The organism is Streptomyces sp. NPDC050704 (assembly GCF_040654355.1).
Lineage (GTDB): Bacteria > Actinomycetota > Actinomycetes > Streptomycetales > Streptomycetaceae > Streptomyces.
Genome location: NZ_JBFAHW010000035.1, coordinates 14,554 through 36,909, shown reverse-complemented (window position 1 = coordinate 36,909; position 22,356 = coordinate 14,554). Strand labels below are relative to the sequence as shown.

Here is a 22,356-nt window from a genome sequence, read left to right as displayed (position 1 = left end):
CTCACCTCACTTTCGCCGCCCTTCCTCTCACGGGGAAGCGAGCTTGCGGAAGTCCCACGACGCGACGGCCGCCGGCGTGAGCCGCATCCACGCGTGCCGTCCGTCGTGCGGCGTCTCGTCCAGGCCGAAGTTCTTGCGGGCGAACAGCCGCTCCACCGCGTTGAGTTCGGGGCACGGCTCGCCCGTACGCGGGACCTCGCCGACGAACTCGACGGTGCCCGACAACTCGACCCCCCGCAGCTCGCCGTACTCCTCGCCGGTGTCGACCACCACGGCGATCCGCGGATCGCGTCGCAGGTCGGCCCACCGCTTGCTGCGGGTGATCGAGTACAGCCAGAGCGACCTGCCGTCCCAGGCGAACCAGAGCGTGCTCACGTGCGGGGCGCCGTCGGTCGACACGGTCGCGACGCGGCAGGAGCGCTGGGTGGTGAGGAACTCGTCCAGTTCCCCCGGGGTCATCATGATCCTTCGGCCTCGGCGCTGGGTAACGGCCATGTGTGCCCTCGTTTCTGACTAGGCGTCAGGAAAGCATGAGCCGTCTTCCGTTCACGCGCAATGCTGGCTACGCTCACCGGCCACCGCGCCAGGGGGAAGCCATGCCGTCGTACGAAGAGCTCAGCGAACTCCTCGACCCCGTGACCACGGTCCTGCTGACCGTAGAGTGCCAGCAGGGGGTCGTCGGTCCGGACAGCGCGCTGCCCGAACTCGCCGAGGAGGCCCGTGCCTCGGGCGCGCTCGCCCAGGTCGCCCGGCTCGTCGCCGGCGCCCACGAGAGCGGCGTCCAGGTGATCCACGCGATCGCCGAGCGCCGTCCCGACGGGAGGGGCGCCAACCACAACGCCCGGCTGTTCCGCGCTGCCGAACGCCTGCCGGTGCGGCAGCTGACGGGGACGGCCGCGGTACGCGTCGCGCCGCCCATCGAGGTCGCCGACGAGGATCTCGTCGTACGCCGGCTGCACGGACTGTCGCCCCTCGCGGGCACCGACGTCGACGCGCTGCTGCGCAACCTCGGCTGCCGCACACTCATCGTCACGGGCGTCTCGGCCAATGTGGCCGTCCCCAACGCCGTGTTCGACGCCGTGAACCGCGGCTACACCGTCGTCGTGCCCAGGGACGCCATCGCGGGGGTGCCCTCCGACTACACCCCCGCGATGATCCGCAACACGCTCGCCCTGGTGGCCACCGTCACCACCACGGACGAGGTGCTGGCCTGTCTCAAACGTCCGCGCAGGATCACATGAGCATGATCGAGTCTCCATCGACCATGACCTTCGCGGCGGTCAGTCCACTGGTCGCGGGCCCCTTCTCGACGCTGCCGTCCGTGACGCTGAACTGGCTGCCGTGGGCGGGGCAGGTGATGACGCCGTTGTCCACACTGTTCACCCGCTGTTTCTGGTGCGGACACACGGTCGAGTAGGCCTTGAAGTCGCCGGCCGTCGGCTGGGTGACGACCACGCCTTGGTCCGCGAAGACCTTGCCCCCGCCCTCCGGGATCTCGCTGGTCTTGGCCAGCGCTTCACCGCCGGAAGAGCCGGAGGAGCCCGAGCCGGAGGATTCCGATGAGCCGGCGGAGCCGGACGAGCTGTCGTCGGAGCCCCCGCACGCGGTCAGCGTGGCGGCGAGCCCGGCCCCTCCCAGTGCCGCCAGGAGAGTGCGACGGCAGAGCGTCGGCGCAGGCTGAAGCGATTCGCTGGACATAGTGGCGGTCCCTTCCACAGATGTGCAGATGTACAGATATGCTTTTTTGTGGACGTGCGGTCGTGCGTTGATCCAACAAGGGGTACGGGTACGTCAGCCGCGCAGTTCAGGCGGTGCCACGGTTCAGCGACTTCTTGATGAAATCGAGATCCAGCCGGAGCAGGGTGTCTATCACGCCTTCCTGTGTGACCAGGTGGGTCGCACCGGGCAGCGGGAGCACCGTGTGCGGCCGGCCCGCCGCGAGCAGCGCCGCCGAGAACCGCAGCATGTGTGCCGACGCCACATTGTCGTCGGCCATCCCATGGGTGAGCATCAACGGACGTGTGAGCTTGTGCGCGTGCGCCACCAGGGAGCAGCGTTCGTAGTTCTCCGGCTGGACGTCCGGATGCCCCAGGAAGCGTTCCTTCCAGTGCGTGTCGTACAGCCGCAGATCGGTCGGCGCCGCACCCGCCACGGCCGCGTGGAAGACGTCCGGCCGGTGCAGCACGGCCCCGGCCGCCAGGTAGCCCCCGAAGGACCAGCCGCGGATGGCCACCCGGCTCGTGTCCAACTCCGGGAAGAGCTCCGCCGCCGCGCGTACGGCGTCCGCCTGGTCCTCGACCACGGGCGTCAACTGGTCGCCGTGGATGGCGGTCTCCCAGGCCCGGTCGCGCCCGGGAGTGCCGCGCCCGTCGACGGTCAGCACCGCGAAGCCCTGGTCGGCGAACCACTGGTTCACGGCGTGATGCCAGGCGGTCGCCCGCACAACGGTCTGCAGGCCGGGCCCCGAGTACGAGTGCACGATCACCGGGAGGCGGCCCGCTCCGGGCTCGTACTCCTTCGGCAGGTACAGCGCCGCTCGCAGTTCGCGCTCGCCGAGGGTCAGGAAGCGGGGGCGCGGTTCGGTCACGGGCCGTTCGGTCAGCACCTGGATCCGCCCGGCCGGTTCGCCGGCCCGCAGTACGGTCACCGTCTGGCCGTCGAGCGTCCGGCTGTCCAGCACGACGGTGTCGCCGCCGACGGCGGCGGTGTGCACGCCCGGCTCGTCGGTCAGCCGCGCGAAGCCGTTCTCCGGGTCGTACGACCAGACGTGGGCCTCGGTCGGCTCCTGGCTCGCCGTGAAGAAGAGCCGCTCGCCCACGACACCGAGCAGCTCGCGGACGTACATGTCCTCGGGGGTGCGGACCCCGCTGCCGGTCATCAGCAGTCCGCGGATCTCCTCCTGGGTGGTGACGACTAGCCCGGTGCCGGCCATGGGGGCCGGTGTTCCGGGCACGAACTCCAGCCAGGCGGCGTCCCGCTGGTGGTGCAGCCTCGTGGTCGAACCGGTCGACGGCTCGATCCGGAGCAGATACGCCGAGCGCTGGTCCCTGGTCTGCACGACGGCGAAGGGGCCGGTGTCGCCCCAGCCCGCCTGCACGACGTACTCGAAGGCGGCGTCGGTCCACTCGCCGGCCGGATGCGAATCGGCCTCCTTGGGCAGGCGCACGTCGACACGGTCGCCGTCGAGTCCGACCATGTGCAGCGACAGCTCCGCGTTGGCGGTGCCGGCGGCCGGGTAGCGGACCGAGCGCGGCGGGCGGGTGGGGTCCGCCGGGTCGCTGATGTACCAGCGCTGGACCGGCGAGTTGTCGACCCGGACCACCAGCAGGGCGTCCCCGTCCGGCGACCACCAGAAGGACCGGGAACGGTTCAGCGACTCGGACGAGACGTGGTCGGACAGGCCGTACGTCACCTCCGCGGTCTCCGGCCTGGCCAGCGCGCGGTCGGCCGTGCCGTCGGCGCGTACGACGCGGAGGGCACCGTCACTCACGTACGCGATGCGGGAGCCGTCGGGGCTGGGGCGCGGGGCGACGACCGGGCCCGCGGTACGGATCAGGCGCGGTACGCCCTCGTCCGTGCGCACAACCCAGAGGGCGCCCGAAAGCGCGAACACGACCAGGCGGACCGCCGCGTCGGTGGCGTACGAGACGATTCCGCCGGTCGTCTCGCGCGCCCGTTCGCGGCGGATCCGCTCGGCCTCCGGGATCTCTCCGTCGTCGCCGAGGGCGAGCGGATCGGCGAGGAGCCGCTCCTCGCCGTCCTCGTGGAGCCACAGCCGGGCCGTCGTGGAGCGGCCGCTCGCGGTGCGCAGGAAGAGCACGCGGTCGCCGTCGGGCGAGACGGTGAAGCCGCGGGGCGTGCCGAGGGAGAAGCGTTTCGTGCGGGCGTGCTGCAGGGGCAGGTCTTCGGCGGTCACAAGTGATCCCTTCGCGTGAGTGGACGGGGGAACGCCCCAGTAACCTGGGGCGATGCTCAAGGAAGTCAGCGCGACCCGCTACATCACGCCGTTGCGTGAGGGCGGCTCGCTGCCGGGGCTCGTCGAGGCCGACGATCTCGGAACGTACGTCATGAAGTTCACCGGCGCGGGACAGGGGCGCAAGACGCTCGTCGCGGAGGTCGTCTGTGGTGAACTGGCCCGTCGCCTGGGGCTGCGCGTGCCCGGCCTCGTCACGATCGGGCTCGATCCGGTCATCGGGCTCGGCGAACCGGACCAGGAAGTGCAGGGATTGCTCAAGTCGAGCGGCGGGCTGAACCTCGGGATGGACTTTCTCTCCCGGGCGATCGGATTCGACGCCCTCGCGCACCGGGTGAGCCCGGAAGAAGCCGGGAAGGTCGTCTGGTTCGACGCGCTGGTCAACAATGTCGACCGATCGTGGCGGAACCCCAACCTGCTGATGTGGCAGGGCGATCTGTGGCTCATCGACCACGGCGCCACCATGATCTGGCACCACAACTGGCCCTCCGCGCAGGCCTCCGCGGCCAGGCCGTACGACGCCTCCGACCACGCCCTCGCGCCCTTCGGCCCGGACATCGCCGCCGCCGCCGCGGAGCTGGCGCCGCTGGTCACGGAGGAGCTGCTCACCGAGGTGACCGCCGAGATCCCCGACGAGTGGCTCGCGGGCGAACCCGGCTTCGACACGGCGGACGACCTGCGGCAGGCGTACGCGGAGCCGCTGCTCGCGCGCGCCGCCGTCATCCACGAGCGGGTCAAGGGGGAGAAGTGAGCGGACGGGTGAGTGAGCGGGACGTCTTCGAGTACGCGCTGCTGAGGGTCGTACCGCGGGTGGAACGCGGCGAGTGCTTCAACGCCGGAGTGCTGGTGTACTGCCGCGCCCGGTCCTTCGTCGCGGCCCGTACGCATCTGGACGAGGGCAAGCTGCGGGCGCTGGACCCGGCCGCGGACGTGGCCGGTGTGCGGGCCGCTCTCGGCGCCGTCGAGGGGATCTGCGCGGGCGGCGCGGCGGCGGGCCAGGCCGCGGACGACGACGCGGGGCGGCGCTTCCGCTGGGCCATCGCGCCCCGCTCCACGGTCGTCCAGCCCGGGCCGGTGCACACCGGGCTCACGGCGGATCCGGCGGCGGAGGCGGACCGGCTGCTCGACCTGCTGGTCAGGTAATGCGTCACAGGCCGGTCGGGGGATGGATCACATGCACCGGGTGGCCCGTTGACACCGGGTGCCAGGGCTTCTAGCGTCACCTCTGCTGAAGGTACTAAGCGGTCGCTCACTGGCGGGGTGTACCGTGCGAGCCAGGGCTTTCCCGGGGCTTTCCCAGGGCTTTTCAAGGGCGAGGAGAACCAGCAATGTCCACCACTGAGCAGCGCGTCGCCGTAGTCACCGGTGCCGCGCGCGGCATCGGCGCCGCGACCGCCGTACGACTGGCCGCCGAGGGCCGTGCCGTCGCCGTGATCGATCTCGACGAGTCCGCGTGCAAGGACACCGTGGAGAAGATCACCGCCGCCGGTGGCAAGGCGATCGCGGTGGGCTGCGACGTCTCCGACGAGGCGCAGGTCGAGGCCGCGGTGACACGGATCGCCGAGGAGCTCGGCGCGCCGACGATCCTGGTGAACAACGCGGGCGTGCTCCGCGACAACCTGCTGTTCAAGATGAGCGCGTCCGACTGGGACACGGTCATGAACGTGCACCTGCGCGGCGCCTTCCTGATGACGCGCGCCGTCCAGAAGTACATGGTGGACGCCAAGTTCGGCCGCGTCGTCAACCTCTCCTCGTCCTCGGCGCTCGGCAACCGCGGCCAGGTCAACTACTCGGCCGCCAAGGCCGGTCTGCAGGGCTTCACCAAGACGCTCGCGTTCGAGCTCGGCAAGTTCGGCGTCACCGCGAACGCCGTCGCCCCCGGCTTCATCGTGACCGACATGACCGCCGCCACCGCCGAGCGGGTCGGTATGGGCTTCGAGGAGTTCCAGGCCGCGGCCGCCACCCAGATCCCGGTCCAGCGCGTCGGCAACCCGGACGACATCTCCAACGCGATCGCCTTCTTCACGGGCGACGCCGCCGGATTCGTCTCCGGCCAGGTGCTGTACGTGGCCGGCGGACCGCTCAACTAGGGCTGGAGGACAGGGACATGACCACTGTGGAACTCTCGGGCAAGGTCGCCCTCGTCACCGGCGCGAGCCGCGGCATCGGATACGGAGTCGCCGAGGCGCTCCTCGCCCGCGGCGACCGGGTGTGCATCACCGGCCGCAACGAGGACGCGCTCAAGGAGGCCGTCGAGAAGCTCGGCGCCGACCGTGTCATCGGCGTCGCGGGCAAGGCCCACGACGAGGCCCACCAGGCCGTCGCCGTCGAGCGCACCATGGAGGCGTTCGGCCGCGTCGACTTCCTGGTCAACAACGCCGGTACGAACCCGGTGTTCGGGCCGATCGCCGACCTCGACCTCAACGTGGCACGCAAGGTCTTCGAGACCAACGTCGTCTCGGCGCTCGGCTTCGCCCAGCGGACCTGGCACGCCTGGCAGAAGGACAACGGCGGCGCGATCGTCAACATCTCTTCCGTCGCCGGCGTCTCGGCCTCACCGTTCATCGGCGCGTACGGCATCAGCAAGGCCGCCATGATCAACCTGACGCTCCAGCTGGCGCACGAGTTCGCACCCAGGGTGCGGGTCAACTCCATCGCACCCGCCGTCGTCAAGACCCAGTTCGCCAAGGCCCTGTACGAGGGCCGTGAGGCGGAGGCGGCCGCGGCCTATCCCCTCGGCCGGCTCGGCGTGCCGTCGGACATCGGCGGTGCCGCCGCGTTCCTCACCTCGGAGCAGTCGGACTGGGTCACCGGCCAGACGCTCGTCGTCGACGGCGGCATCTTCCTGAATGCCGGGGTCGGCTGACGCCGACCGGATTCCCGCTGCCCGCGCGGAGCCGTGAGCTCGGGGGAGGGTGCCCGGGCGGCCTGGCCGAATCCGCGCGGGCACTCTCAGGTCGGGGGCCCGCGAGGTTAGGGCACCGTTCCATCACGTTACGCACATACCCGCTGATCAAGAGCCCTGCCAGGGTGAAGATACGTCCGGCCGGGTGCTGCGGTATCGTCTGGCCACCCTTGTGGTAGTGGCGATCGAGGAGCGTGCGCGTGTACAAGCGGGACAAATACCTGCGGCACTTGGGGGCGACCACGTCCATAGCCCTGGTCGCCGGATGTGGCGTCTTCTCCTCGGACTCCTCCGACGAGGGACGGCCGATCGTCGTGGGGACGACCAGTGAGCCCAGCACACTGGATCCGGCGGCCTCCTGGGACAACTCGTGGGAGTTGTTCCGCAACGTCCACCAGACCCTGCTGAATTTCCCCACCGGGGCGTCCGCGCCCGAGCCCGACGCCGCCGAGAGCTGCGCCTTCACCGACAGTTCGAGCAAGGTGTACAGCTGCAAACTCCGCGACGGGCTGAAGTTCTCCGATGGACACAAGCTGGACGCGCAGTCCGTCAAGCACTCCATCGACCGGATCAAGAAGATCAACGTCAACGGCGGCCCCGCCGGCCTGCTGAGCAGCCTCTCCCGGGTCGAGGCGAAGAACGACCGTGAGGTCGTCTTCCATCTGAACCAGCCCGACGCGACCTTCCCCTTCGTGCTCTCCACGCCCGCCATGTCGATCGTGGACCCCGAGGAGTACCCCGCGGACGAACTCCGCAAGGACGGCAAGATCTCCGGCTCGGGGCCGTACAGCCTGGAGTCCTACGAGGAGGGCAAGCAGGCCGAGCTCGTCAGGAACGGCAACTACAAGGGCATCGCGGACCGCCGGAACAACGCCGTCACGATTCGCTACTTCAAGGAGTCGTCCCAGGTGGCCGACGCCATCAAGGCCAAGGACGTCGACGTCATCTACCGCGGCCTGCGCGCCTCGGACATCGTGGACATCCAGGACAACGGTGAGGAGCAGGGGCTCCAGCTCCTCGAGAACCCCACCACCGAGATCAGCTACCTGGTGTTCAACCCCAAGGACCCGTGGTCCAAGAAGCCCGCGGTCCGTAAGGCGATCGCCCAGGTCGTCGACCGTCCGGCGCTCGCCCACAACATCTACAAGGACACCGTCGAACCGCTGTACTCCATGATCCCCAAGGGACTGGTGGGGCACACCACCGGCTTCTTCAACGACTTCGGGGAGCCCAGCTCCGCCAAGGCCAAGCAGATCCTCGCGGAGGACGGCATCACCGGGCGCGTCCCGCTCACCCTCTGGTACACGTCCGACCGTTACGGTTCCCAGACCAAGCCGGCCTTCGAGGAGCTGAAGCGGCAGCTGGAGGGCTCCGGGCTGTTCACCGTCACGCTCAAGAGCCGCCCGTGGAAGACATACGTGGAGGGGTACCAGAAGGGCGAGTACCCGGTGTTCGGGCGCGGCTGGTTCCCGGACTTCCCCGACGCCGACAACTTCATCGCCCCCTTCGTGGGCGAGCAGAACGCGCTCGGTACCCCGTACGACACACCTGAGATCACCGACGAGCTGCTGCCCGCGTCGCGCCAGGAGAGCGACCGCGGGGCCGTGGCCGCGGAGTTCGAGGCGGCCCAGCAGATCCTCCTGGACGATGCCCGGCTGCTGCCCCTGTGGCAGGGCAAGCAGCACGTGGCCGCGAACGAGGAGATCGGCGGTGCCGAGGTGGCCATCGACCCGGCGACGATGATGGCGATGTGGGAGCTCTACTGGAAGACCAGCTGGTAACCCCGCCGTCGGGCCGGATTGTCAGTGGGCGCCTGTAGGTTCTGTGCTCTGACGGTGGTCGCGCCTCGCGCGGCCGCCCATGGCCGCACACTCTGCGGCCGTGAAGTGAGCGCACACCGGAGGAAGTTGACGTGACCGACACCGCCATGCTGCCCGAGTCCTGGCGCGGCGTCCTGGGCGAAGAGCTGCAGAAGCCCTACTTCAAGGAGCTCACCGAGTTCGTCGAGGGGGAGCGCGAGAAGGGTCCCGTCCACCCGCCTCGCGAGGAGGTCTTCGCCGCGCTCGACGCGACGCCGTACGAGAGTGTCAAGGTGCTCGTCCTCGGCCAGGACCCGTACCACGGTGCGGGCCAGGGCCATGGCCTGTGCTTCTCGGTCCGCCCTGGTGTGCGGACGCCGCCCTCGCTGCGCAACATCTACAAGGAGATGAAGGAGGAGCTCGGCCACCCGGTGCCGGACAACGGCTATCTGATGCCGTGGGCCGAGCAGGGTGTCCTGCTGCTCAACGCGGTGCTCACGGTCCGCGGCGGGGAGGCCAACTCGCACAAGGGCAAGGGCTGGGAGAAGTTCACGGACGCGGTGATCCGGGCCGTGGCCGGGCGGCCCGACCCGGCGGTCTTCGTGCTCTGGGGCAACTACGCGCAGAAGAAGCTCCCGCTCATCGACGAGGAGCGGCACATCGTGGTGAAGGGGGCGCACCCCTCGCCGCTGTCCGCGAAGAAGTTCTTCGGCTCGCGTCCCTTCACACAGATCAACGAGGCGGTCGCCAAGCAGGGCCACGCCCCGATCGACTGGCGGATCCCGAATCTGGGCTGACCCGGGGGCGCGGGATACATGGGGTACGTGAGGTCAGGTCCGGCGGCGTATCCGGCTCGGCGCCGCTGAACGCGGGTCCGGGTCCGGGTTCCGACCTGGGTGCGGGTGCGGCGGTCGTCGGCCGAGCCGTCGTCCCGTCGTCGGTCCTCGGCCTACCCGCGGGTTGCCGTCGGTCCGTCGCCGGCCGTCCGTCCGTCACCGGCCTGGCCCAGCGGCGTGCGGGGCCGCCTGAGCTCGATTGTCAGTGCCTGCCGTTAGCGTCGGGAGAGGCGGCAACGGTCGGCGCGTGGGCGGTGACCGGCGGACGAGCGCGGAGGACGACCGGTGGCGGAGCAACAGGAGCAGGCGGCGGCGGACGCGATGATGACCAGGATCGGTCAGGTCCTCATGCTCTTCCACGGAGGTGACCGGGAGGAGGCCCGCAGCCGCTTCCTGGACCTGTGGGCGGAGATCGGCGAGGACGGCGACCCGCTGCACCGCTGCACCCTCGCGCACTACATGGCCGACACCCAGGACGACCCCTCCGACGAGCTCGCCTGGGATCTGCGGGCCCTGTCGGCCGCCGACGAACTCACCGACGACCGCGTCGCGGAGCACCACCGGTCGCTCGCGGTGCGCGCCTTCTACCCCTCCCTGCATCTGAACCTCGCCGCCGACTACGTGAAGCTCGGCCGCTCCGAGGCCGCCCGCAGCCATCTGCGCCGGGCGCGTGCCACCGTGGACGTCCTCGGAGACGATGCCTACGGGGACGGGATCCGGGCGGGGATCGCCCGACTGGAACTCACCCTCGACCAGGAGGGCCCGTCGGGCGGGACATCCGAACCGACGCCGGGCCACCGGAGAGGGCCGGGCGGGGAGACGCTGGGGCCGCCGCGACAGCGGCCCTGACCTCTCAGGGCAGTACACCCAGGGAGCTTCTGACGGATTTCCGTGGGGAAGCAGCGGCGTTCGGTGCAAGGAGTGGTGTTCGGCGCGTACTCGCGGCGGGCCGTGCGTCTGGGCCTTGCCCGGGGCCGTCAGCGACCGTACGTGTCCTTGCAGATCACCGACTGCGGGCTGTCCGCCTGCCACCCCCCGTACTTCCGGCCCAGGGCGCACACGTCCGTCTCCACCGGACCGGCCTGCGCCGGCAGCCGTGGGACGGTGCGCTGATCCGGCCGCGGCGGTTCAGGGCGCCGCGGCGGATCGGCGGGGACGTGGCGCGGAGGGGCCGCCGGGGCCGTGGCGGGAGCCGGCGGAGCCGCCCGGCGGGGCGTGGACGGGGGAGCCGCGGGGCGTCGGGACGGGCCGATGAGTTCCAGTGCCTCGCGGGCCGGAGCCTGCACCACCTGGGGCTCGGCACTGCCGTCCGGGCGCGGCTCCGAGACCGGGGACGGCACGGACGGTACGCCGGGCGAAGGGGGTCGCTGGACGGTCACACAGCCCGAGACGGCCGAGACAGCCATGGTGACCAGGAGCGTTGCGGTGGTCGTGGTTCGATGCACCCGCGCAACTCTGCTGTGTCCGGCCGGATTTGGGGAGCTGACAAGCGGAGGATGCCCCACATGGGTGAACGTCCGGCGACGCGTCCGTCCCGGAGGTTCAGTCGCCGGTGGTGCCGTCGATCCGTTCGCGGAGCAGGTCGGCGTGGCCGTTGTGGCGCGCGTACTCCTCGATCATGTGGGTGTAGAGCCATCGCAGGCTGAAGAGCTTGCCGGTGGTCCCGCTCCTGCCCACGGACATGTCGTCCAGGGCGAAGCGCGCCGCGTTCCGCCGGGCGATTCCGATCTCCCGCTGCCAGGTGCCGTACGCCTCGGCCCAGGTGTCCTCCTCGGTGAGGTGGAACTCGCCGTCCTTGTCGTCGTCGCTGAAGTAGAGCGGGCCCGGGTCGTCGTCCGCCAGCACCTTGCGGAACCAGATGCGCTCCACCTCCGACATGTGCCGTACGAGGCCGAGCAGGGAGAGTTCGGAGGGCTCGATCGAGGCGGTCCTGAGCTGGGCGTCGTTCAGGCCCTCGCATTTCCGGGCGAGGGTTTCGCGGTGGTAGTCGAGCCAGCCCTCCAGCATGGCTCTCTCGCCGGCGTCGGTGGCGGGTTCGCTGCGCTCAGTCGTCATGCCCGAATCATCGCGGAGAATCGACGTGCCCTCGCACGCTCTGCCCGCCCGCCTCCCGTCGTCGGCCGGTCCTGCCCAGCATCCCGTGCAGCAACTCCCGCAGCCCGTCCGGCACTTCATCGAGTGCGGGCACCTCCGCGTGGAACGAACCCGCCGCGCACGAGAACATCAGCCCGTCCGACCAGGCCACCAGCGACAGAACGTGCGGAGTTTCGACGGAATCGCCGACTGGCGGCCACCGCGGTCGCCGTATGCTTCCGACGAGACACGCGTAGGCATCCCGTAGGCGCACGCCATGGACGAACTCCATGGGCGCAGGCACCCGTTAGAGGAGACCCCTGTGAAGGTCGGCTGCATCGGACTCGGCGACATCGCGCAGAAGGCGTATCTGCCGGTGCTCACCACCCGGCCGGAGGTCGAACTGCACCTGCACACGCGGACGCCCGCCACCCTCACCAGGGTCGCCGACAGCTTCCACATCCCGGGCGAACGGCGGTACACCGACCTCGCCGAACTGCTGGCGCAGGACCTCGACGCGGCGTTCGTACACGCGCCGACGGACGCGCACCCCGACATCGTGACCCGGCTCCTCGATGCGGGCGTGGCCACGTATGTCGACAAGCCGATCGCGTACGAACTCGCCGACAGCGAACGCCTGGTGGAGCTCGCCGAGGCGCGGAACACCAGCCTGGCCGTGGGCTTCAACCGGCGTTACGCACCCGGATACGCGCAGTGCGCCGACCACCCGCGCGAGTTGATCCTGATGCAGAAGAACCGCGTCGGCCTGCCGGAGCGGCCCCGCACGATGATCCTCGACGACTTCATCCATGTCGTGGACACGCTGCGGTTCCTGGCGCCGGGACCGGTCGACGACGTGACCGTGCGGGCCCGCGTCGAGGGCGGGCTGCTGCATCATGTCGTGCTGCAGCTGGCCGGGGACGGGTTCACGGCGCTCGGCGTGATGAACCGGCTGAGCGGCTCCAACGAGGAGATCCTGGAGGTGTCCGGGCAGGACACGAAGCGTCAGGTCGTCAACCTCGCCGAGGTCATCGACCACAAGGGGCAGCCGACCACCAGGCGGCGCGGCGACTGGGTACCGGTGGCCAGACAGCGCGGCATCGAGCAGGTGGTACTCGCCTTCCTCGACGCCGTGCGCGCGGGCAAGGTGCTCAGCGCCCGGGACGCGCTGGCGACCCATGAGCTGTGCGAGCGGGTCGTACGGGCGGTGCTGGAGAGGTCCGCCTGAGCCGCACCGACCGCAGGCCCTCCCTGGCGCACAGAGAGGCCAGGATCAGCAGGGCCGCGTACACCGGCCACGCGCCGAACCGTGCGTACGGCGTGACCCCGTGGGCCAACGGCACGTCGTACACCGCGGACGCGCTCGCGCCGGTGCCGAGCCAGGAGCCGACGCGCTCGCCGCTCGGACCGTAGACCGCGGAGACGCCGGTGAGCGTCGCGTGCACCATCGGCCGGCCCGTCTCGGCGGCCCGCAGCGCCGCCAGCGACGCGTGCTGCTCGGGCGCCCAGCTCTGCTGGAACGTCGAGGTCGCCGACTGTGCGAGCAGCACCTCGGCGCCGTCCCGCGCGAGATGGCGGCTCATGTCGGGGAACGCCGACTCGAAGCAGACCATCGGGCCCACCCGCAGTCCGTCACCGGCGTTCATCACCAACTGCTCGGTGCCCTTCATACGGTCCTCGCCCGCCGCCTTGCCCACGGAGGTGGCCCAGCCGAGGACGGCACGGGCCGGGACGTACTCCCCGAAGGGCACGAGCCGCATCTTGTCGTAGCGGTCGCCGGTCGGGCCCTGCGGGCCCACGAGCACCGAACTCTTGTAGATGCCGGGACGGTCGGAGCGGCGCGCGTCCACGTTGACCAGGATGTCCGCTTCGACCTTGCGGGAGAGCGAGGCGATCCGGTCCGCGAGGTCGGGCCGTCCCGCGAGGTCGAAGCCAACGCTGCTCTCGCCCCACACGACCAGGTCCACGTCCTGTCCGACCAGCTGCCGGGTGAGCGCCTCCTCGCGGGCGAACCGCTGCTGGGCGCTGCTGATGCCGTCGATGACGCCGGGCTGCACGACGGCGATCCGTACCCGGCCGTCGATGTCCGGGCGCGGTGACCAGGCCCAGGCCGCCGAGGTGGCGGCGGCCGTCGCGACCAGTCCGGCGATGGCGGGGATACGGGCCTGTCGTACCGCGATGAGCACGGCGACCGCGACGTTCAGGGCCACGATCAGGAAGCTGAGCAGCCACACCCCGCCCACCGAGGCCAGCCGCAGCGCGGGCTCCACGTCCCACTGGCTCGACCCGAGCAGACCCCATGGACCGCCCAACCCCTGCCAGGAGCGCACGAGTTCGACCATCAGCCAGCCCGAGGGCAGCACGAAGAGGGCGGCCACCACCTGCCCGAGCGAGGGCACACCGGCCAGGAACCGGCGTACGAGCCAGCCCCACGGAGCCCAGAGCGCGCCGAGCAGCGCCGCCAGGACGAGGGTGAAGACGTGCAGGCTCGGCAGCAGCCAGTGGTGCACGGCCAGCATGAAGCCGAACCCGCCGAGCCAGCCGTCGTACGCCGCCCGCCGCCCGGTCGGGGCCGAGCGCGCGAGCAGGATCCACGGCACCAGCGCGACGTACGCGAACCACCACAGGGACGGCGCGGGAAAGCTCAGCATCGGCAGCGCACCGGCGAACGCGGCCGCGGCGCCGCGCCACCAGGGGGAGCCGAGACGTCGGCGCCAGTCAGTGGCGGACAGCTTCATGCAGCGCCTCCCTCGACCCCTGCGAAGCACGGTGCGTGACTCCAGTGTGCGCGCACCGGGACGATCTCGGTAAGTGGGCATCGGCTCAGGTGGCGGCGGGCTCCTCACGCGGCTGCGCTGTCCGGCGCCACATCTCCTGGATGACCACCTCGCTCACTCGCCAGCCGTCGTCCGTACGCAGCAGCCCGAAGTCGTAGCGGCCGCCGCACACGAAGTCGGGCGCGGTGGATCCGCTGTCGGGTCCCGCGAACCGCATCGGATTGACGTAGTCCGCGCGGACCCGGGCCGTGTCCCCCGTGTCGTGCGTGTCCTGCTCCAGCAGCTCGAACCGCACCTGCCGGTTGACGATCAGATGCTGCCGCATGGGGAACAGTTCCATGGTCTTCGCGAGCCACTCGGCAATCTGCCCGGCATCCCCCTCGATACCGCCCGCCGACCGGTAGTCCGCCCGCCCGTCCGGCGCGAACAGCCCCCGGTACGCCGTCCAGTCCCCGTCGTCGACCGCCACCGCGTACTCGGTGATCAGTCCGTCGACCGCGAGCCGGTCCATCACCGTCGCCAGTTCCACGCGCTGCGTCATCGGCACAGTGTTGGCCACGGGGAGGGCCGCGCCAAGAGGGCGTGCCGGATATTCACCGGCCGTCCGCTTCCCCGGCATCGCGCGCCGCTCGCGAGGAGCGCCTATCGGCCGTGGGTCCCGGATTCCTTGAGGTAGGTCAGCCGTCCTCGGTCGCGCTCGGTCGTCAGGTCGAGTGCGGTCACCGGATGGCGGGTCCACACGGGTGAGCCGTCGATCCATGGCACGAGGATGGTGACGGGACGGAGCGGCCCGTTGACGTCCGCGACGCCCGCCGGCGGGAGGCGTCGTGCCTGCCGCTTCTTGGCGAGCCGCAGCAGCATCGGCGGGGCCTCGTCCGGGTCGCCGTCGGCCCGGTACAGCACCAGGTAGGCCTCGCCCGCGTCCGGTTCGCGCAGCAGCAGCCAGCGCATCGGGCGGACCGGCTCACTGATGGCCACGCGGGCGAGACCGCGGGCGAATCGCGCCTCGAACACGATGGCCACGAGACCGCCGGCCGAGACGACGAGGAAGAACCACCCGCCGCCGACCCCGCCGAAGAGGTGCAGCATGCCGCCGAACCCGACAAGCCCTGTGAAGACGGTGCCTGCGGCGATGCCGGGAAGGCCGAAGGCGGTGAGCAGGTCGACCTCGCGCCACCAGACCAAGCGCCGCCGACTGCCGGTCACGGGTGCGGGTGGCCGCGGCTGTGCGGCCTCGGCCGCCGAGCGCACGGCTGCTTCGAGGAGGGCCTCATGGGTCAGCTCGGCGGCGGCCAGGGGCGCCTGCCGGGAGCGTCGGACCGCTGTTCTGCGGCGACGTTCCCTCCTCGACTCGGGATCCAGCCCGCGTACCAGGCCGGCCCACGCCGTGACGCCTGTCAACAGACCGCCGAAGAAGATCATGACCCACGCGAAGTCACCGGCCGCCGTGCCCTCCTGAAATCCCTCGAAGCAACCCACCGCCGCCCCCAGGGCCCCAATGAGGAGGCCCGCAACACCGACGCGCAGCAACCACTTCTCGGGCGCGGTGCCGGGACCCACGGGGGGAACGTCCATGCCTCTCCTGACCGCATGCGGTGCACAGCGGCACCGGAGTTCACGCGGCTTCGATGACCTCGTCGCGTACCGCCGCCGCCCACTCCACGACCAGGAGCTCGTACTCGGCCTTCTCTTGTGCCGACAGGGAGCCGCCGGCGCGTATCCATAACGCGCGGATCTGCTCATTCAGCGCGGCAGCGGACCGCGCGGAACCAGGGGCCACGGAATTGGGGGACATGCGCACAAGCGTAGGGCCAAGGACTGACGGTCCGCTACCGAACGACTACCGATCCAGTATGCGGTTGGTCACGAAAATAAACCTCCGAGGGCCGGCGAGTTGGGGACCGGGCCGGTCGGTTGCCCCTCTCGGAACCGTCTCGCTGCTGTTCCACGGACATCCCCTCGCCATCTCGCCGCCGTCTCACTGCTGTTCGGCCCACGTGTACGACCAGTCGAGCAGCGGACCCATGGCTGTCACGAGGCCTTCGCCGAGGGGCGTGAGGCGCCAGGTGGTGTCGTCCGTCGGCTCCGCGATGCCCGCTTCGCGGAGGTCGGTGAGGCGGGCGGAGAGGACGCTGGAGGACATGGCGTCACAGCGGCGCTGGAGGTCGCGGAAACCGATCGGCGTGCCGTTCTGGTGGAGTTCCCAGATCACGCGGAGGGTCCAGCGGCGGCCGAGGAGGTCGAGCGCGGCCATCACGGGACGGCCGGTGTCCGAACCGCGCACGGGGCGGCCGGGGCGGGGTGTCGCGCTCACGGTGCCTCACCTCCGTACAAGTCCATCCGTACACGTCCGTGCGAGTCCTTGGCCGCGGCATCCGCGCCGGTCCGTGCAGGTTGTGAGCCGCCGGTTGCCTCACCGAACTGACAACTCTCCGTCCGTTCCCGTGCGTTCCCACTCTTGCGCTTCGATTTCAGAAGCGCAAGAGTGGGGAGGTATGAAGCAGCGTATCGACGGCGTCAAGCCGCCCTACGATCCCGAAATCGAGCGCACGTTACGCCGCTGGATGCCACCCGGCGTCACGGTCGAACCTCTGATGCTCTTCAAGGTTCTGTCGCGCCATCCCGACCTCGCCTCCCGCATGCGGGACCTGGGTGCGGCCCTGCTCGTCCACGGCCGGCTCTCCGACGCCGACCGCGAGTTGGTCATCGCCCGGGTCGCCGCCCGCTGCGGCTGCGCGTACGAGTGGGGCGTCCACGTGGTCGCGTACGCCGAGGCCGCCGCCCTGACCCCGGAGCAGATCCCGCTCACGGTCACCGGTGCCTCGACCGACCCGGCCTGGACGGCTCGCCAGGCGGCTCTCCTCCAGGCCGTCGACGAGCTTCACGACTCGGTCCGGTTGAGCGACGGGGCCTGGGCCGCTCTCCGTGAGCACCTCGACGAACTCGAAGCCCTGGAGTTCCTGGTGCTCGCGGGCTGGTACCGCACCATCGCGTACGTGCTCAACGGACTGGAGATCGAGCCGGAGCCGTGGGCGCGGGCGTTTCCGGAAGGGGCGGAAGGGTCGCAAGGGTGAGTGCTCGACCGACGGAGCTCGGGGCGTTAATCGGGTGCCGGTAAGACCCCGCCCCGCTACGGTTGTTCACGTCCAGGTGCGAAGGCTGCGGCTACTTCTCCTGCAACGAGAGAGACGCGGGTTCGAATCCCGTCGCCGGCTCAGGCCGGTGTCGTCCAGTGGCCCAGGACGCTTACGTCGCCGCCGCCGAATCAGATCTCCGGACACCGAAGCACGGGCCGCCCGCCACGGGGGAATCAGGCGGGCGGCTCCGTCATGCGCGACGCACTGACGGCCGTCAGCCCGATCAGCCCGCCGACTCCGCCGCGTGCGGGCTCAGCGCGCCCGTGCTGACCAGGACGATGATGACGATGCCGAGCAGGATGCGGTAGTAGACGAACGGCATGAAGCTCTTGGTGGTAATAAACTTCATAAACCATGCGATTACGACATAACCCACCACAAAGGCGATGATCGTCGCGAAGATCGTGGGACCCCACGTGACGTGACCGCCCTCGCTCGCGTCCTTCAGCTCGAAGAGGCCGGAGGCGAGCACCGCCGGGATGGCGAGCAGGAACGAGTAGCGGGCCGCGGCCTCGCGGGTGTAACCCATGATGAGGCCGCCGCTGATGGTGGCGCCGGACCGGGAGACGCCGGGGATGAGGGCCATCGCCTGGCAGACGCCGTAGATCAGGCCGTCCTTGACGCTCAGGTCCTGGAGCGACTTGCGCTCCTTGATCGCCCGGTGCTTGCCGCCCGTCTCGTCACGCGCCGCGAGGCGGTCCGCGACGCCCAGGATGATGCCCATCACGATCAACGTCGTCGCGGTGATGCGCAGATCGCGGAACGGCCCCTCGATCTGGTCCTTGAGAGTGACACCCAGCACACCGATCGGAACCGAGCCGATGATCACGAGCCAGCCCATCTGCGCGTCGTTGTCACTCCGCATCGCCTTGTTCGTGAGCGAGCGGAACCACGCCGAGATGATCCGCACGATGTCCTTGCGGAAGTAGATCAGCACCGCCGTCTCCGTACCGATCTGGGTGATCGCGGTGAAGGCCGCTCCCGGGTCCTTCCAGCCGGCGAACGCCGCGGTCAGGCGCAGGTGCGCGCTGGAGGAGATGGGAAGGAACTCGGTCAGCCCCTGGACGAGTCCGAGGATGAGGGATTCAAACCAAGACATGAAGTTACGTGATCCAAGTGCTGAGGGCGGAAGCGGAGCGAATGGCCGGACGGGCGTGCCGTGTTGTCGTTGCTGTCGTTTGCGGTGATCAGGCGCGCCCGGGGCAGCGTAGCGCCCCGTGGGGAGCGTGCGGCGACAGGGCCTCCCCAGCCGAGACCCCACGACGGTGAACAGGGTGTTGACCCGCCACGATGCCGCCGCTTACGTTGCGGCGAGGAGTGAAAGCGCTTGCTGTCATCGGTGGCCATCTCATGGCCCCCGCGTCCGCAGGCGTCTGCCAGAACCGCTGTCACGTCCGATGGAGTGCTGATCTCGTACATGCGTACCTCCCGCGACGCCACCACCAGCAAGTCGCCCGAGCAGGAGAACCATCCCGCGGCCCCGCTCGACGGCCGCCGTATCAAGGCCGCCGTCATCGGCACCGGAGCCATCGCCTCCGGCAGCCATCTGCCCGCGCTCGCCGCACTCGCCGCCGAGGGCGAGGTGGAGATCGTCGCCGCGGTCGACATCGACGCCGACGCGGTGAAGCTGTTCTGCGCGGACGGCGGTGTCCCGCACGCGTACACCGATCTCGACCGGATGCTGGCCGAACAGCGACCGGATCTCGTCTCGATCTGCACCCCGCCGACCCTGCACCGCGCACAGACCGTCGCCGCCCTGCGCGCCGGTGCCTGGGTGTGGTGCGAGAAGCCGCCGGTGCCGACGCTCGCCGACTTCGACGCCGTGGAGACCGAGGAGGGGACCGACGGCGGCCCCTACGCCTCGATCGTCTTCCAGCACCGCTTCGGCTCGGGCGCGCAGCACGTACGGCGGCTGATCGCCGACGAAGCCATGGGGCGGCCCCTCGTGGCGCACTGCCAGACCACCTGGTACCGGAACGCCGCCTACTACGCGGTGCCCTGGCGCGGGAAGTGGCAGACCGAGGGTGGCGGGCCCGCCATGGGACACGGCATCCACCAGATGGACCTGTTGCTCGACCTGCTCGGACCGTGGAGCGAGGTGCGGGCCATGGCCGGGCGCCTGGTGCACGACGTCCAGACGGAGGACGTCTCGACCGCGCTCGTCCGCTTCGAGAGCGGCGCGCTCGCGACCGTCGTCAACAGCGTGCTCAGCCCGGACGAGGTCAGCCGGATCCGCATCGACTGCGAGCGTGCGACGGTCGAGCTGACCCATCTCTACGGTCACAGCAACGAGAACTGGCGCATCACGCCGGTGCCCGACGCGTCGGCCGAGGACGTGGCGGCATGGCAGGACTTCGGCGCGGACGTGCCGAGTTCGCACCTGGCCCAGCTGCGTGACCTGGTCGCCAGCATGCGGGCGGGCGAGCGGCCGCGCAGCAGCGGTGCCGACGGGCGCACCAGCCTGGAGCTGATCACCGCGCTCTACAAGTCGGCGTTCACGGACGTGACCGTACGTGCCGGGGAGATCGGTCCCGGCGACCCCTACTACACCGCACTGCACGGCGGCGCGCCCGGCTGGGCACCCGCGACGCACCTGGAGGCATCGGCATGACCGCACGGGACGGCCTGCGCATCGTCCACGCCCACGGCGACCGCATCACGATCACCGAACCCACCACAGGCGTCGAGCTGTTGAGCTACGTCTACGGCCCCGAGGCGGCCTGGGAAGCCCCCAAGCCGTATCTGCATCCGCTCAGGACGCTGGCGGGCAACGTTGTCACCGACTACCGGCCCAACGACCATCGCTGGCACAAGGGCCTGCAGATGACCGCCTCCCATCTGTCGGGGGCGAACCTGTGGGGCGGCAACACATACGTTCACGGAGAGGGATATCTCGAACTCCCTGAGCGTGTCGGGTCGATGGCGCACGTCAAGTTCGACGAGGTCACCGCTGAGAGCGGTACCGGCGACAGCCGCGCGGTCATCGCCGAGCGGCTCACCTGGCACCCGTACGACGGCTCGCTGTGGGCCGAGGAGGAGCGCCGCGTCGAGGTGCACGACGTGGACCCGGCGTCCGGTTCCTGGGCGCTGACCTGGACGACGGCCGTCACCAACCGCCGCGACGAGCCTTTGCGCTTCGGCAGCCCGACCACCGCGGGACGTGAAATGGCGGGCTACACGGGCCTGTTCTGGCGCGGTCCGCGTGCCTTCCGGGACGGGCGGATCATCGGGCCCGACGGCGAAGGGCCCGACCTGATGGGGGAGCAGGCGCCCTGGCTCGCGTACTCCGGTGAGCACGACGTCACCGACGGGCACGCCACACTCGTCTTCGCGCACGCCCCCGAGAACGACCACACCGGCGAGGGCGGTGCCCACCCGGCCCACTGGTTCGTGCGCAACGAGCCGTTCGCGGCCGTCGCCCCCTCCTTCTCCTTCTTCGACGAGCTCGAACTCGCTCCCGGCGACACCCTCACCCGCCGCTACCGCGTCGTCGTCGCCGACGGAGCCTGGGAGCGCGAGGAGATCGCCAAGTACCTGTCGGAGCACCCGTGGTGACCGCCGGCCCCGACTCGACCGGCTTCACGGGGCTCCCCGGCGGCGTCGCCGTCTCGCATCTGTCGGTCTACGACTGGCCCGCCGCCGACGGGGTGTGCGGCGGAACCCCCCATCTCCACCTGACCTGTTCGGAGGCGTACGTCGTCACGGGCGGGCGGGGCGCGGTGCAGACCCTGACGACCTCCGGGTACGAGGTCACACCGCTCGCGGCCGGCACGGTGGCGTGGTTCACGCCGGGCACGATCCACCGGCTGGTCAACGAGGACGACCTGCGCATCACCGTCCTCATGCAGAACAGCGGGCTCCCGGAGGCGGGGGACGCGGTGCTCACGCTGCCGCCGAAGTACCTGACCGACCCGGAGACGTACGCCGCCGCGACCGCCATTCCGGCGGACGCGCCCGAGGAGGAGAAGGAGCGGATCGCCCGCACCCGGCGCGACCTCGCCCTGGAGGGCTACCGGGCGCTGCGCGACGCGGCCGGGCCCGAGCCGCTCGCCGCGTTCCACGAGGCCGCCGCAGCGCTCGTACGGCCCCGGCTCGCCGAATGGCGCGAGCGGTGGCGGCGGGGCGCCGAGGCTGCGGCCTCGGCGACGGGGGAGCAGCTCGACCGGCTGGAGCGCGGGGACGTGTCGCACCTCGCCGAGGCCGCCGTGCGGGCGGAACTGCCGTCGGCGTACGGGAAGTTCGGGATGTGCGGGCGGCTCGACGTCTATCGGGGGACGTAACCCCCGTTCGGCGTGATCCCGGTTCGACGTAGTCCCGGTTCGGCGTGACCCGGCTTCCCGGGTCACGCCACCGCGGGCCCCGTCACCGTCCACCCCGGGGCCTGCGGGTGGGATGTCAGGTCGTCGTGCCGGACCTGCTCGCCGCACTCCGCGCAGGTGACGACCGGGACCAGTTCGTGGCCGCCGGTGTGTCCGGGGCCGCCGACGTGTTCGAGCACCATGGGGCGATCGCCGTCGTTGAGATGGCGGTCGCCCCATGCCATGAGCGTGAGCAGCACCGGCTCCAGCTCCAGGCCGGCCAGGGTGGGCCGGTACTCGAAGCGCCGCGGCTTCTCGCTGTAGGCGATCTTCTCCAGGACACCGGCCTCGACCAGTCGCTTCAGGCGGGCCGTCAGTACGTCGCGCGGGGCGCCGATGTTGCGGACCAGCTGGTCGAACCGGGTGGCGCCCAGGGTCACCTCGCGCAGGACGAGCAGGGAGTACTTCTCGCCGACGAGAGCGAGCGTGTCGGCGATCGAGCAGGGGCGGGCGTCCTTCATGCGATCCAGTCTAGGTGGTGGGTTGGTTCTTCAAACC

Annotated in this window: 25 protein-coding genes and 1 pseudogene; 13 read left to right on the top strand and 13 right to left on the bottom strand. The window is 70.5% G+C overall.

All coding sequences use genetic code 11. The features are described 5' to 3' along the window. Nucleotides 1–27: 27 nt before the first annotated feature. A complete protein-coding gene (locus AB0I18_RS21620; RefSeq protein WP_363107161.1) occupies nt 28–495 on the bottom strand; it encodes a pyridoxamine 5'-phosphate oxidase family protein in 468 nt (155 codons plus the stop codon). Between the two features lie 101 nt (nt 496–596). Here AB0I18_RS21620 and AB0I18_RS21615 point away from each other — a divergent pair, with 101 nt between their 5' ends. Further along, nucleotides 597–1,241 (top strand): cysteine hydrolase, encoded by a 645-nt coding sequence (locus tag AB0I18_RS21615; RefSeq protein WP_363107160.1) that lies wholly within the window; start codon nt 597–599, stop codon nt 1,239–1,241. On the opposite strand, the gene AB0I18_RS21610 is transcribed toward AB0I18_RS21615, so the two are convergent. Then, nucleotides 1,234–1,698: a Rieske (2Fe-2S) protein gene (locus AB0I18_RS21610; RefSeq protein ID WP_363107159.1), complete on the bottom strand. Its 465-nt coding sequence runs from the start codon at nt 1,696–1,698 to the stop codon at nt 1,234–1,236. The two genes, AB0I18_RS21615 and AB0I18_RS21610, sit on opposite strands and share 8 nt — an antisense overlap. A 106-nt stretch (nt 1,699–1,804) precedes the next feature. Then, complete coding sequence (locus AB0I18_RS21605) at nt 1,805–3,916, bottom strand: prolyl oligopeptidase family serine peptidase (RefSeq protein ID WP_363107158.1); 2,112 nt, start codon at nt 3,914–3,916, stop codon at nt 1,805–1,807. Between the two features lie 52 nt (nt 3,917–3,968). On the opposite strand from AB0I18_RS21605, the gene AB0I18_RS21600 reads away from it, so the two are divergent. From AB0I18_RS21600 to AB0I18_RS21570, 7 genes are all read left to right on the top strand, one after another. Further along, nucleotides 3,969–4,724 carry a HipA family kinase gene (locus AB0I18_RS21600; RefSeq protein ID WP_363107157.1) on the top strand — a complete coding sequence of 252 codons (756 nt, stop codon included), beginning with the start codon at nt 3,969–3,971 and terminating at the stop codon, nt 4,722–4,724. A gap of 8 nt (nt 4,725–4,732) precedes the next feature. Beyond that, on the top strand, nt 4,733–5,116 hold the full coding sequence (locus AB0I18_RS21595) for a DUF3037 domain-containing protein (protein WP_363107218.1): 384 nt from the start codon (nt 4,733–4,735) through the stop codon (nt 5,114–5,116). 185 nt (nt 5,117–5,301) lie between these two features. Then, on the top strand, nt 5,302–6,063 hold the full coding sequence (gene fabG, locus AB0I18_RS21590) for a 3-oxoacyl-ACP reductase FabG (RefSeq protein WP_363107156.1): 762 nt from the start codon (nt 5,302–5,304) through the stop codon (nt 6,061–6,063). A 17-nt stretch (nt 6,064–6,080) separates the two neighbouring features. Continuing rightward, nucleotides 6,081–6,839: an SDR family oxidoreductase gene (locus tag AB0I18_RS21585; RefSeq protein ID WP_363107155.1), complete on the top strand. Its 759-nt coding sequence runs from the start codon at nt 6,081–6,083 to the stop codon at nt 6,837–6,839. Between the two features lie 239 nt (nt 6,840–7,078). After that, entirely contained in the window at nt 7,079–8,659 is a 1,581-nt protein-coding gene (locus AB0I18_RS21580; protein ID WP_363107154.1) for an ABC transporter substrate-binding protein, read from the top strand. A gap of 131 nt (nt 8,660–8,790) precedes the next feature. Beyond that, on the top strand, nt 8,791–9,474 hold the full coding sequence (locus tag AB0I18_RS21575) for a uracil-DNA glycosylase (RefSeq protein ID WP_363107153.1): 684 nt from the start codon (nt 8,791–8,793) through the stop codon (nt 9,472–9,474). Between the two features lie 324 nt (nt 9,475–9,798). Beyond that, nucleotides 9,799–10,362, top strand: coding sequence for a hypothetical protein (locus AB0I18_RS21570; RefSeq protein WP_363107152.1), 564 nt, complete (start codon nt 9,799–9,801; stop codon nt 10,360–10,362). A 128-nt stretch (nt 10,363–10,490) separates the two neighbouring features. Here the strand turns inward: AB0I18_RS21570 and AB0I18_RS21565 are convergent, their stop codons facing one another. The 3 genes and pseudogenes from AB0I18_RS21565 to AB0I18_RS21555 form a co-directional block, all read right to left on the bottom strand. Beyond that, nucleotides 10,491–10,958: a hypothetical protein gene (locus AB0I18_RS21565; RefSeq protein ID WP_363107151.1), complete on the bottom strand. Its 468-nt coding sequence runs from the start codon at nt 10,956–10,958 to the stop codon at nt 10,491–10,493. Nucleotides 10,959–11,055: 97 nt separating this feature from the next. Next, on the bottom strand, nt 11,056–11,568 hold the full coding sequence (locus AB0I18_RS21560; protein ID WP_363107150.1) for a DinB family protein: 513 nt from the start codon (nt 11,566–11,568) through the stop codon (nt 11,056–11,058). 7 nt (nt 11,569–11,575) lie between these two features. After that, nucleotides 11,576–11,773: pseudogene (locus tag AB0I18_RS21555) on the bottom strand (TetR/AcrR family transcriptional regulator); the annotation flags it as partial. Between the two features lie 135 nt (nt 11,774–11,908). Here AB0I18_RS21555 and AB0I18_RS21550 point away from each other — a divergent pair. Next, nucleotides 11,909–12,814 carry a Gfo/Idh/MocA family oxidoreductase gene (locus AB0I18_RS21550; protein WP_363107149.1) on the top strand — a complete coding sequence of 302 codons (906 nt, stop codon included), beginning with the start codon at nt 11,909–11,911 and terminating at the stop codon, nt 12,812–12,814. Here AB0I18_RS21550 and lnt read toward each other — a convergent pair. From lnt to AB0I18_RS21525, 5 genes are all read right to left on the bottom strand, one after another. Next, entirely contained in the window at nt 12,738–14,324 is a 1,587-nt protein-coding gene (lnt, locus tag AB0I18_RS21545; protein ID WP_363107148.1) for an apolipoprotein N-acyltransferase, read from the bottom strand. The genes AB0I18_RS21550 and lnt overlap by 77 nt on opposite strands. An 85-nt stretch (nt 14,325–14,409) precedes the next feature. Continuing rightward, nucleotides 14,410–14,904: a nuclear transport factor 2 family protein gene (locus AB0I18_RS21540; protein ID WP_363107147.1), complete on the bottom strand. Its 495-nt coding sequence runs from the start codon at nt 14,902–14,904 to the stop codon at nt 14,410–14,412. Between the two features lie 101 nt (nt 14,905–15,005). Continuing rightward, complete coding sequence (locus AB0I18_RS21535; protein ID WP_363107146.1) at nt 15,006–15,938, bottom strand: hypothetical protein; 933 nt, start codon at nt 15,936–15,938, stop codon at nt 15,006–15,008. 40 nt (nt 15,939–15,978) lie between these two features. Continuing rightward, nucleotides 15,979–16,158, bottom strand: a complete 180-nt coding sequence (locus AB0I18_RS21530; RefSeq protein WP_363107145.1) for a hypothetical protein — start codon at nt 16,156–16,158, stop codon at nt 15,979–15,981. A gap of 183 nt (nt 16,159–16,341) precedes the next feature. Next, nucleotides 16,342–16,617, bottom strand: a complete 276-nt coding sequence (locus AB0I18_RS21525) for a helix-turn-helix domain-containing protein (RefSeq protein WP_363107217.1) — start codon at nt 16,615–16,617, stop codon at nt 16,342–16,344. A 241-nt stretch (nt 16,618–16,858) separates the two neighbouring features. Between AB0I18_RS21525 and AB0I18_RS21520 the strand changes: the two genes are divergently transcribed. After that, complete coding sequence (locus AB0I18_RS21520; protein WP_363107144.1) at nt 16,859–17,437, top strand: carboxymuconolactone decarboxylase family protein; 579 nt, start codon at nt 16,859–16,861, stop codon at nt 17,435–17,437. 286 nt (nt 17,438–17,723) lie between these two features. On the opposite strand, the gene AB0I18_RS21515 is transcribed toward AB0I18_RS21520, so the two are convergent. Beyond that, nucleotides 17,724–18,599 (bottom strand): undecaprenyl-diphosphate phosphatase, encoded by an 876-nt coding sequence (locus AB0I18_RS21515; RefSeq protein WP_363107143.1) that lies wholly within the window; start codon nt 18,597–18,599, stop codon nt 17,724–17,726. Between the two features lie 318 nt (nt 18,600–18,917). On the opposite strand from AB0I18_RS21515, the gene AB0I18_RS21510 reads away from it, so the two are divergent. The 3 genes from AB0I18_RS21510 to AB0I18_RS21500 are packed head-to-tail and all read left to right on the top strand — an operon-like array spanning nt 18,918 to nt 21,780. Beyond that, a complete protein-coding gene (locus tag AB0I18_RS21510) occupies nt 18,918–20,111 on the top strand; it encodes a Gfo/Idh/MocA family oxidoreductase (protein ID WP_363107142.1) in 1,194 nt (397 codons plus the stop codon). Further along, entirely contained in the window at nt 20,108–21,055 is a 948-nt protein-coding gene (locus tag AB0I18_RS21505) for a PmoA family protein (protein WP_363107141.1), read from the top strand. The genes AB0I18_RS21510 and AB0I18_RS21505 overlap by 4 nt, the downstream gene beginning before the upstream one ends. Beyond that, nucleotides 21,049–21,780 (top strand): cupin, encoded by a 732-nt coding sequence (locus AB0I18_RS21500; RefSeq protein ID WP_363107140.1) that lies wholly within the window; start codon nt 21,049–21,051, stop codon nt 21,778–21,780. Before AB0I18_RS21505 ends, AB0I18_RS21500 begins: the two co-directional genes overlap by 7 nt. A gap of 62 nt (nt 21,781–21,842) precedes the next feature. On the opposite strand, the gene AB0I18_RS21495 is transcribed toward AB0I18_RS21500, so the two are convergent. Further along, a complete protein-coding gene (locus tag AB0I18_RS21495; RefSeq protein ID WP_363107216.1) occupies nt 21,843–22,328 on the bottom strand; it encodes a helix-turn-helix domain-containing protein in 486 nt (161 codons plus the stop codon). Between the last annotated feature and the right edge of the window lie 28 nt (nt 22,329–22,356).